Raw genomic sequence first — 9,501 nt, 5'->3', positions numbered from 1 at the left:
TCCCCACCGTCCTGAACACCTGCGGACAACCCGTCGACCTCGGCGCCGCCGAACGCTGCTTCACCCCCGCCCAGATCAAACGCCTCTGGCTCCGCGACCGCCACTGCACCTACCCCGGCTGCGACGCACCCGCAGCCTGGACCGACGCCCACCACCTCATCCACTGGGCCGACCACGGACCCACCGACCTCGACAACGGCGCCCTGCTCTGCCAGCGACACCACACCATCGTCCACACCCAGCGCTACCACGGCCGAGTCGAACGCGACCAGCACGGACGAGAACGCGTCACCTGGGACCTCACCCCCGGCGCCTACGACCACGCCCTCGCCCAACTCCAACCCCATGGCTCACCCCACGGCCGCGGCGACCCCGCACTCCCTCGCGCGTCCGGCGACGACCACCCACCACCACGACCATGACCCCGCCCCACACCCCGACGCCAACCACGGCACCGGGGCCACAGGGCTGCACGCAACGGGGTCATAGAGCTGCGCGCACCGGGGTCAGTTGCACGCACCGGTGAGAAGCGCGCGGACCTACGACGCCGGCATACGACGAGGACCGGACCGCGCCACCGCGCACGTCCGGCCCTCGTCGGCTCACCACACTCATCGACAGTTCGCAGCTCGCGCAGTCAGTCGCGCGGGCTCGCACGCGGGCAGCCGAGTGCCTCGCAGACCAGCGCCGAGCAAGCGAGCACTCGAGCGGGCGACCTGACTCAGCCGAGGTTGTTCTCCTTGAGGAAGGTCTGCGCCACGTCAGCGGCGTCCTTCTTGTCGACGACCGTCTGCTTGAGGAGCTCGGCGACCTTCTCCGTCGTCAGGGCCTTCGACACCGGGTCGAGGGCCGGCGCCAGCTCCTCCGCACGGTCCTTCGCGACGAGCGGGACGATGTTCTGCGAGCCGAAGAGCTTCTCGGTGTCCTCGAGCGAGACGAAACCGTTCTCCGCGATCGACGGGTCGGTCGTGAAGATGTTCGCCGCGTCGACCTGACCGTTCTTCAGCGCCTGGACGAGCGCCTGACCGGTGAGCGGGCGGAACGACTTGAACGTCACGCCATACGTCGCCGTGAGACCCGGGATGCCCTGCGGTCGCTTCTGGAACTCCGGCGGAGCACCGAGCGTCATCGACCCGGCCTTGCCCTTGAGGTCCGCGATCGTCTTGAGGCTCTGCGAGTCCGCGGTCTCCTTGGTGACGACGATCGAGTCGTTGTCCTCGGCAGCCGACTTCTCGAGCATCTGGAAGCCGTCCGGGAGGAGGCCCTCGACGGCGGTGTAGACCTTGTCGGGGTCGGTCTCCTTGAAGTTCTTGTCGTAGAAGAACCCGAGCGCGCCGGTGTACTCCGGGATCGCCTGGATGGAGCCGTCCTCGAGCGCCTTGAGGTAGATCTCGCGCGAGCCGATGCGCGGCTTCGTCGAGGCGTTGATGCCCTTGGCCTTGAGCGCGCCCGCGTAGATCTCCGCGAGCAGCTCGGACTCCGGGAAGTCCGCCGAGCCGACGACGACCGCGCCGCCCGAGCCACCGGAACCGGCGGAGCTGCCGCCCGACGGCGAGTCGGACGAGAGCGGGTCGCTGCCACCCCCACCACAGGCGGTGAGGCCGAGCATTGCGGCGGTCGAGAGGGCCAGAACTGAGGTCATGCGCTTCATGGTGTGTCCTTCATTGGCGGGTGGACGTGGACGATCTGGTCTGGTCGGCTGACGGTGCAACCTCATCAGCGGGCGCCGACATTCCGGTGGCGACACTTCTCGCGTCAGGATTTCGCGAGTTGGTCCCCGGTCCGTCCACCGCGCGGTCCCCTTCCGCACGACGGCGACGGGTTGCGCGACCGGTGAGCCCCGGCGACACGACGGCACGCTGCACGAGAGCCAGTACCCCGTCGACCACCAGTGCAAGCACGGAGACGACGATCGCGCCACCCGCGGTGGAGACGTAGTCACCGGTCTTGATGCCGTCGATGAGGTAGCGCCCCAGCCCGCCGAGGCCGACGTATGCCGCGACCGTCGCCGTCGCGATGACCTGGAGGAAGGCCGACCGCAGTCCGGAGAGCATGAGAGGAAGCGCGTTCGGGATCTCGACCTGCCGCACCACCTCACCACCGGTCATCCCCATGCCGCGGGCAGCGTCACGGGCAGCCGGGTCGACAGCCTCCACGCCGGCATACACCCCCGACAGGATCGGCGGGATGACGAGGATGACGAGCACGACGATGCTGGGGATGAGGAACGCGAGGTCTCCCTGGATCTTCGGCCCGAGCCAGAGCGCCACGGCGAACAGGAGGCCCAGCGTCGGCACGGCGCGCAACGAGTTCGCCACGGACACAAGCCATTTGGCCCGACCGGTGTGTCCGACCCACAGCCCGAGCGGCACGGCGATCATCGCCGCGACCGCCACCGCAAGCACCGAGTACCAGAGGTGCTCGACGATGCGCGCCCCGAGCCCGCCCTCGCCGGACCACGTCGCCGACGACGTGAGCCAGTCGATGATGCTCGCGATCATGACCGCGCCCCCTGTGCCCGCACCCACGGCGTCAGCAGACGCTGCACACCGAGGATGATGCCGTCGAAGACCAGCGCGAGCACAACGCACGCGATGATGCCGGCGACGATCTCCTCCGGGATGTAGCGGTCATACCCGTCGGTGAGCAGGTTGCCGAGCTGGGCGACACCGATGAGCGAGGCGACCGAGACGATCGATACGTTCGACACCGCCGCGACCCGGAGACCGGCCGCGATGACCGGCACCGCGAGCGGCAGCTCGACCCCGAAGAAGCGCCGAAAACCCTTGTACCCCATGGCTCGTGCCGCCTGCAGCGTCGCCTCAGGAACCGATCCCAGCCCGTCCGCGACGGTCCGCACGAGCAGCGCGATCGTGTAGATCGTCATCGCGACGACGACGTTCCAGGGGCTGAGCACCTTGGTCCCCAACACCAGCGGCATGAGCACGAACATCGCGAGGCTCGGGATCGTGTAGAGCAACCCTGATGCGGAGATGAGCACGGGGTAGAGCCGCGACCAGCGCCGCGCCAGCCACCCCAGCGGCAGCGCGATGAGCAGCCCGAGAACCAACGGCAACCCGGCGAGCCACACGTGACTGCGCGCCAGCGTGAAGATGTCACCCCAGTGGTCGTTGACCCACGTCACGGCGACTCCTCGGCGGCGAACGCGTCCGCGCGGTCCTCGTCCGGCCGGTCCGTGGCTTCGATGAGCGAGAGCACCTCGTGCGCCCGCACCGTGCCGACGAGCTCGCCCGAGTCGTCGACGATGACACCGCGCCGCGACGGCGACGACAGGGCCGCATCCAACGCACTGCGCAGCGACCCCGACGCCCGCGCCACCGTCCCGCCGCGGTGCAGCTGGGACTCGGTCACCTGACCCGACACCTTGGCCGGCTCGACCCAGCCGAGCGGCCGCCGCGAGTCGTCCACGACGAGCACCCACGGCGCCGCCAACCCGTCCGTCGACTCGCCGAGCACGACCGTCGGCTCGGCCGCGAGCGGCAGCCGCGGCGTCGGCTGGAACTGCAGCGAGCGGTACCCACGGTCTCGCCCCACGAAGTCCGCGACGAAGTCGTCGACCGGGTGCGCCAGGAGGTACGCGGGGTCGGAGATCTGCGCGAGGTAGCCACCGACCCGCAACACTGCGACCTGGTCGCCGAGCTTGATGGCCTCGTCGATGTCGTGGGTGACGAAGATGATCGTCTTGCCCAGCTCGGCCTGGAGGTCGAGGAAGACGTCCTGCAGCTGGTCGCGCACAACGGGGTCGACCGCGCTGAACGGCTCGTCCATGAGCATGACCGGCGGGTCCGCCGCGAGCGCCCGCGCCACCCCGACGCGCTGCTGCTGCCCACCCGACAGCTGAGAGGGATACCTGTCGCCGAGCTCGGGCGCCAGCCCCACCCGCGCAAGCAGCTCGCGAGACCGCTCGCGCGTCTCCTTCTTGTCCCAGCCGAGGAGCCGCGGCACGGTGCCGACGTTGTCGAGGACGGTGCGGTGCGGGAAGAGACCGGCGTGCTGGATGACGTAGCCCATCCCCCGCCGCAGCTCGGCCTCGTTCATGCGCGAGGTGTCCTTGCCGTCGAGCGTGATCGTGCCGCCGGACGGCTCGATCATCCGGTTGACCATCCGCAGCGACGTCGTCTTGCCGCAGCCCGACGGCCCGACGAGCACGGTGATCTTGCCGGTGGGCGCGGTGAGGGTGAGGTCGTGGACGGCCACGGTGCCGTCGGGGAACTGCTTCCTCACACTGTCGAACCGGATCATGCACAGCCCTTCTCACAGTCGCGGCACAGAGGTGACTCGACCAACGTAACCGCAGCGGACGGCATACGGGGGATGCGTGGGCGAGCAGCCGCGCACGGTGCGTTCGAACGTGATCGAACCGGTATGCCGCCCGCGCAGAGGGCGTATGCCGCTCGTTCGGGCTTCGTATGCCGGCCGCGCGCCGCGCGTGGTCCCGGCACCTTCCGTGGCCGCTGGGAAAAAGCCACGATCTGGTCTCGCTCGTGGACAGAAGGTGGCACCAGCGGCCTAGCATGAGCCGGCACGGCCCGAGCGAGAGGAACGCCCCACGGTGAACGCCAAACCGACCCTGCGAGACCGGTGGGTCGCGCTCGCCTATCTCGTGCCGGCACTTGTCGTCTTCGGCGTCTTCATCTTCTGGCCGCTCGTGAAGTCGATCCAGCTGTCGGTCCAGGGCACGGACATCCTCGGCAACCCGAGCGGGTTCGTCGGGTTCGTCAACTACTCGCGGCTCTTCAGCGATCCGGACTTCCTCCAGGTGCTGTGGGTGACGTTCGCGTTCACGGTCCTGACGGTCATCCCGAGCATCGCCATCGCCCTGCTCATCGCGCTGCTGTTGCAGTCGCGCATCCGCGGGGTGCGGTTCTTCCGGACGGCGTTCGCGCTGCCGTTCGCGTTCTCCGTGGCGACGGCATCGGTGATCTTCGGCGTGCTCTTCAACCCGGCGAGCGGCGTCCTCAACGGGCTGCTGTCCTACATCGGTGTGGACAAGGTCCAGTGGCTCACCAACCCCGACCTCGCGTTGTGGTCGGTGTCCGGCGCGACGGTGTGGATGCAGATCGGCTACAACCTGCTCGTCCTCTCCGCCGGTCTCGGCGCGCTGCCGGACGACATCCTCGAGGCGGCCCGGCTCGACGGCGCGAGCGGGCTGCGGCTGCAGCGGTCGATCGTCATGCCGCTGCTCACGCCGCAGCTGTTCTTCCTCGTCGTCGTCGGCACGATCCACGCGCTGCAGAGCTTCGGCCAGATCAAGATCCTCACCGTCGGCGGTCCGGAAGGGCGCACGACGACGCTCGTCTACTCGATCTACGAGCAGGCGTTCGCCAACAACAACAGCAACTACGGCTACGCCTCGGCGCAGGCGATGGTGCTGCTCGTCGTCGTCCTCATCATCACGGCCCTGCAGTTCGGGGTCCTCGAGCGGAAGGTGTTCTACCGGTGAAGCGCCCAGACACGAACACCGAGAGCGTGGGCACCAGCGGCACGAGCGTGGACAGCGTCACGAGCGTCGACGGCGGGCGACGCAGAGGTGGCCGCACGGGGAGCCGTCGCGGCGGCGGCAACCTCGTCACCTACCTCATCCTCGGGGTGCTCTTCCTCGTCGTGCTGTTCCCCGTCTACTACGGCCTCGTCGGGTCGTTCATGGGCGAGCGCGACACCAACAGCTTCCCGCCGGCGCTGTGGCCGCAGAACGGGATCTACCCCGAGAACTACTCCAACGCGCTCGGCATCATCCCGCTCGGCAGCCAGTACCTCACGAGCGTCCTGCAGACCCTCGGGATCACGGCCGGCCAGATGGTCACGAGCGCACTCGCGGCCTATGCGTTCGTCTTCCTGTCGCTGAAGTGGCGAGCGTTCTGGTTCGGCGTGTTCCTGTCGACGATGATGATCCCCTACGAGTCGATCATCATCCCGAACTACCTGCTCATCTCGCAGTGGGGCCTCAAGGACACCATCGCCGGGCTCGTCCTGCCCTTCCTCGCCACGGGGTTCGGCACGTTCCTGCTGCGGCAGTCGTTCCTGTCGTTCCCGATGGAGTTGCGCGACGCGGCGCGGGTCGACGGCGCGGGGCACCTGCGCTTCCTCTTCTCGATCCTGCTGCCGCTGAGCCGTCCGAGCCTCGCTGCGCTGGGCATCTGGTCGGCGCTGTCGGCGTGGAACATGTACTTCTGGCCGCTCCTCGCCACCGAGGACCCGCGCAACCAGACGATCCAGATCGGCATCAGCCAGCTGCAGAGCTCTGACTCCGACTCCCCCGGCATGGTCCTCGCCGGGGTCATGCTCGCCCTCTTCCCCACCCTGCTGCTCGTGATCTTCGGGCAGCGGTTCATCGTCCGCGGGCTCACCGCGGGTGCCGTCAAATGATGCCTGCGCGCGTCACCAACCAAGGAGTGGACCCCATGACAACGACGACCACGAACCGAGGGGGTCGGTCGCGGCGTTTCCGGTATGCCGTCCCGGCCGGTCTCGCGTCGCTCTCCCTCGTCCTCGCCGCCTGCGGCGGCGGAGGCGATGGCGGCGGTGAGGGCGGCAGCAGCGGCGCCCCCGCGGCCGATGTCCTCGACAAGGCGAGCGGTGTCACGACCGTGTCGTTCTGGCACGCCATGGACGGCACGAACGCCGAGGCGCTGACGAAGCTCGTCAACGACTTCAACACGGCGAACAAGGGCAAGATCGAGGTCAAGGCGACCTACGCCGGCAAGTACGACGACGCCATCACGAAGTACAAGGCGGCGATCCAGAGCAAGTCGACGCCCGACGTCATCCAGATCTATGACATCGGCACCCGCTTCATGATCGACGCGAAGCAGACGATCCCGATGCAGGCGTTCATCGACCGCGACAAGCTCGACGTCTCGGACCTGCAGCCGAACATCACCGGCTACTACAGCATCGACGACAAGCTGAACTCGATGCCGTTCAACACCTCGATGCCGGTCCTGTACTACAACAAGACGCTCTTCAAGGAGGCCGGGCTCGACCCGGAGAACCCGCCGCAGGACCTCGCGGGCATCCGCGAGGCCGCACAGAAGCTGTCGAAGAAGTCGGGCGGTCCGGCGGACTACGGCTTCGGCGCCGCGATCTACGGCTGGCTGCTCGAGCAGTTCATCGCCACCGACGGCAAGGAGTACTGCGACCAGGGCAACGGCCGTGACGGCAAGGCGACGAAGGTCCTCTTCGACCAGCCCGAGGCGGTCGAGGTCGTGAAGTGGTGGCAGCAGATGGTCAAGGACGGCCTCGCCGCCAACACCGGTCGCGACACCAAGGCCGCGCAGGCCGCGTTCAAGTCGGGCCAGCTCGCGATCACGCTCGAGTCGACGGGCCAGCTCGGTGGCTTCTCCAAGGCCGCCAAGGAGGGCGGCTGGGAGCTCGGCGCCGCGAACTACCCGAAGATCACGGCCGGCACCGAGGGCGGCCCGATCATCGGTGGCGCGTCGCTGTGGATCAACGGTGAGGGCAAGGAGGACGCGAACAAGGAAGCCGCGTGGCGGTTCGTGAAGTTCCTCGCCGACCCCAAGAGCCAGGCCCAGTGGCACACCGGCACGGGCTACTTCCCGATCAGCAAGGGCGCGCTCGACGAGCCGATCGACGTCGAGTACCGCAAGGCGAACCCGCTCTTCGATGTCGCGGTCAAGCAGCTCGAGTCGACGAAGCTGACCAAGGCGACCCAGGGCTGCCTGCTCGGTGTCATGCCGCAGGCGCGCAAGGCCTCCGAGGACGGCATCGAGGCCGCCCTCAACGGGACCGACGCGCAGCAGGCCATGACCAAGGCGGCGCAGTCGCTCACCTCGCAGATCGAGCAGTACAACAACTCGGTGAACTGACCCCGGTCACGTGCCTCACCGTCCAATTGGGTGAGATCGGAACGGGCCGGTGTCCCTCACCGTCCAATTGGGTGAGATCGGAACGGGCCGGTGTCCCTAACCGTCCAATTGGGTGAGATCGGGACGGGCAAGACTGGCAAAGGGTGACGCCTCCTCGAGATCGAACGCGATCTCGAGGAGGCGTCGCTCTTCCCCGCGCCGGGCCGACATCATGACGCCGACGGGCCGCCCGTCCTCCGTGCGCCCCAGGGGCAGCGAGATCGCCGGCGCACCGGTGGCGTTCGCAAGTGGCGTGAAGCCGGCATACGCGACGAGGCGCTCGAACTGGACGTCGAAGGGCAGGTCGGCGCTGAGGTACCCGATCTCCGGAGCGACGTGGGTGAGCACGGGTGTGAGGACGAGGTCGATGTCACCGAACACCCGCTGCTGCACGCGGCCCGACGCCCCCAGGCGCGTCATGAAGAGCGGCGTCCGGTGGGCCCGGCGCCGGAACCGCTGCGCGAGCCCGAGGGTCATCGGGTCGAGCCGTTCGGGCGCGAAGTCGGGACCGAACATGCGACGCCCGCGGCGCGCCACGGCATACGCGAGGAACGCCCAGTAGTCCTCGAAGTCCGCCTTGAAGAACTCCGGGATCGGCGCGGCATACTCGGAAACGTTGTGCCCCAACGCTTCCAGCAGGCCCGCGGTGCGCTCAACCGCGCGCCGCGTGTCGGCATCCGACGCGGGCGCGACGGGCGAGTCGACCATGACGCCGATGCGCAGCCGCTGCCCCGTGGGCACCCCGCGCTCGACGAGGCCGATCTCGGGAAGGCGACGGTTGCGCCATACTCGTTCCGCCGTGGCGAAGAAACGCGCCGTGTCGCGCACCGACCGGGTGAGCACGCCGTCGACGACGACCTTGACCGGCATGCTCGCGTTGCCCTCGTCGAGCCGCAGCCGCCCACGCGTCGGCTTGAGCCCGACGAGACCGCACGCCGCGGCCGGGATGCGGATCGAGCCGCCACCATCGTTGCCGTGCGCGATGGGCAGGGCGCCGCTCGCGACGAGGGCCGCGGCACCGCCCGACGAGCCACCCGGGCTGCGGCGCGTGTCCCACGGGTTGCGGGTGACGTCGCCGCCGACGCGCTCCGTCGTGGGGGTCCAGCCGAACTCGGGCATCGTCGTCGAGGCGACCGGGATGAGGCCGGTGTCGAGGAACTGCCGCGTGAAGGCTCCGTCGTGGGTGCCGGGCGTGGTCGGGACGGCGAGTGACCCCATCGTCATCGGTATGCCGGCGACGTGGACGTTGTCCTTCGTCGCGCTGGGCACGCCGATGAACGCCGCGTCTCCGGCTGCGTCGTCGGTATGCCGTCTGCCCGCCGTGCGTGGCGAGGTCGAGTCGCGTGGGGTCATGGTGCGCAGCCGGGTCGCGCGCGTGCGGGCCCGGTCGTAGTCGGTCGCGGCGACGGCGCCCAGGGCGGGGTTGACGGCCTCGATGCGGGCGATGGCGGCCTCGACGACCTCGACGGATGACACCTCTCCGCGGGCGATGCGCTCTGCGACGGCCGTGGCGTCGTCGGTGCCGAGGGCGTCGTCGGTGAAGGCGCTGACCCGCGTGGCTGGAGTCGTCATGCGCCCTTCCTACCGGACCATCCGGACCGCTACGAGCGACGCG

At 68.9% G+C, this 9,501-nt stretch carries 9 protein-coding genes; 4 read left to right on the top strand and 5 right to left on the bottom strand.

Translation table 11 applies throughout. From position 1 onward, the window contains the following. Positions 1 to 422: HNH endonuclease signature motif containing protein (locus tag BCF74_RS15120; protein ID WP_146132995.1), on the top strand; the 422-nt coding region annotated here is incomplete at its 5' end. Between the two features lie 299 nt (positions 423 to 721). On the opposite strand, the gene BCF74_RS15115 is transcribed toward BCF74_RS15120, so the two are convergent. From BCF74_RS15115 to BCF74_RS15100, 4 genes are read right to left on the bottom strand one after another with little or no spacing between them, the layout of a single operon-like run. Then, entirely contained in the window at positions 722 to 1,642 is a 921-nt protein-coding gene (locus BCF74_RS15115) for an ABC transporter substrate-binding protein (protein ID WP_342747582.1), read from the bottom strand. Between the two features lie 19 nt (positions 1,643 to 1,661). Next, on the bottom strand, positions 1,662 to 2,501 hold the full coding sequence (locus BCF74_RS15110) for an ABC transporter permease (RefSeq protein ID WP_106298789.1): 840 nt from the start codon (positions 2,499 to 2,501) through the stop codon (positions 1,662 to 1,664). Continuing rightward, positions 2,498 to 3,145 (bottom strand): ABC transporter permease, encoded by a 648-nt coding sequence (locus BCF74_RS15105; protein ID WP_106298782.1) that lies wholly within the window; start codon positions 3,143 to 3,145, stop codon positions 2,498 to 2,500. The genes BCF74_RS15110 and BCF74_RS15105 overlap by 4 nt, the downstream gene beginning before the upstream one ends. Continuing rightward, positions 3,142 to 4,263 carry an ABC transporter ATP-binding protein gene (locus BCF74_RS15100; protein ID WP_106298781.1) on the bottom strand — a complete coding sequence of 374 codons (1,122 nt, stop codon included), beginning with the start codon at positions 4,261 to 4,263 and terminating at the stop codon, positions 3,142 to 3,144. Before BCF74_RS15100 ends, BCF74_RS15105 begins: the two co-directional genes overlap by 4 nt. 310 nt (positions 4,264 to 4,573) lie before the next feature. Here BCF74_RS15100 and BCF74_RS15095 point away from each other — a divergent pair, with 310 nt between their 5' ends. The 3 genes from BCF74_RS15095 to BCF74_RS15085 are packed head-to-tail and all read left to right on the top strand — an operon-like array spanning position 4,574 to position 7,847. Continuing rightward, a complete protein-coding gene (locus BCF74_RS15095) occupies positions 4,574 to 5,464 on the top strand; it encodes a carbohydrate ABC transporter permease (protein ID WP_106298780.1) in 891 nt (296 codons plus the stop codon). Further along, positions 5,461 to 6,387, top strand: a complete 927-nt coding sequence (locus BCF74_RS15090; RefSeq protein ID WP_245889395.1) for a carbohydrate ABC transporter permease — start codon at positions 5,461 to 5,463, stop codon at positions 6,385 to 6,387. The genes BCF74_RS15095 and BCF74_RS15090 overlap by 4 nt, the downstream gene beginning before the upstream one ends. Before the next feature lie 35 nt (positions 6,388 to 6,422). Next, a complete protein-coding gene (locus BCF74_RS15085; RefSeq protein WP_106298779.1) occupies positions 6,423 to 7,847 on the top strand; it encodes an ABC transporter substrate-binding protein in 1,425 nt (474 codons plus the stop codon). Positions 7,848 to 7,943: 96 nt separating this feature from the next. Here the strand turns inward: BCF74_RS15085 and BCF74_RS15080 are convergent, their stop codons facing one another. Continuing rightward, complete coding sequence (locus tag BCF74_RS15080; RefSeq protein ID WP_106298778.1) at positions 7,944 to 9,458, bottom strand: amidase; 1,515 nt, start codon at positions 9,456 to 9,458, stop codon at positions 7,944 to 7,946. Positions 9,459 to 9,501 lie beyond the last annotated feature (43 nt).

The organism is Knoellia remsis (assembly GCF_003002895.1).
Lineage (GTDB): Bacteria > Actinomycetota > Actinomycetes > Actinomycetales > Dermatophilaceae > Knoellia > Knoellia remsis.
The sequence above is the reverse complement of the archived record's forward strand: the minus strand, read 5'-3'. Positions and strand labels throughout refer to the sequence as shown.

Excerpts from the sequence above, each read along its gene's own strand:
- BCF74_RS15085 (WP_106298779.1), top strand. The coding sequence starts at position 6,423 with ATGACAACGACGACCACGAACCGAGGGGGTCGGTCGCGGCGTTTCCGG.
- BCF74_RS15100 (WP_106298781.1), bottom strand. The coding sequence starts at position 4,263 with ATGATCCGGTTCGACAGTGTGAGGAAGCAGTTCCCCGACGGCACCGTG.
- BCF74_RS15080 (WP_106298778.1), bottom strand. The coding sequence starts at position 9,458 with ATGACGACTCCAGCCACGCGGGTCAGCGCCTTCACCGACGACGCCCTC.
- BCF74_RS15115 (WP_342747582.1), bottom strand. The coding sequence starts at position 1,642 with ATGACCTCAGTTCTGGCCCTCTCGACCGCCGCAATGCTCGGCCTCACC.
- BCF74_RS15110 (WP_106298789.1), bottom strand. The coding sequence starts at position 2,501 with ATGATCGCGAGCATCATCGACTGGCTCACGTCGTCGGCGACGTGGTCC.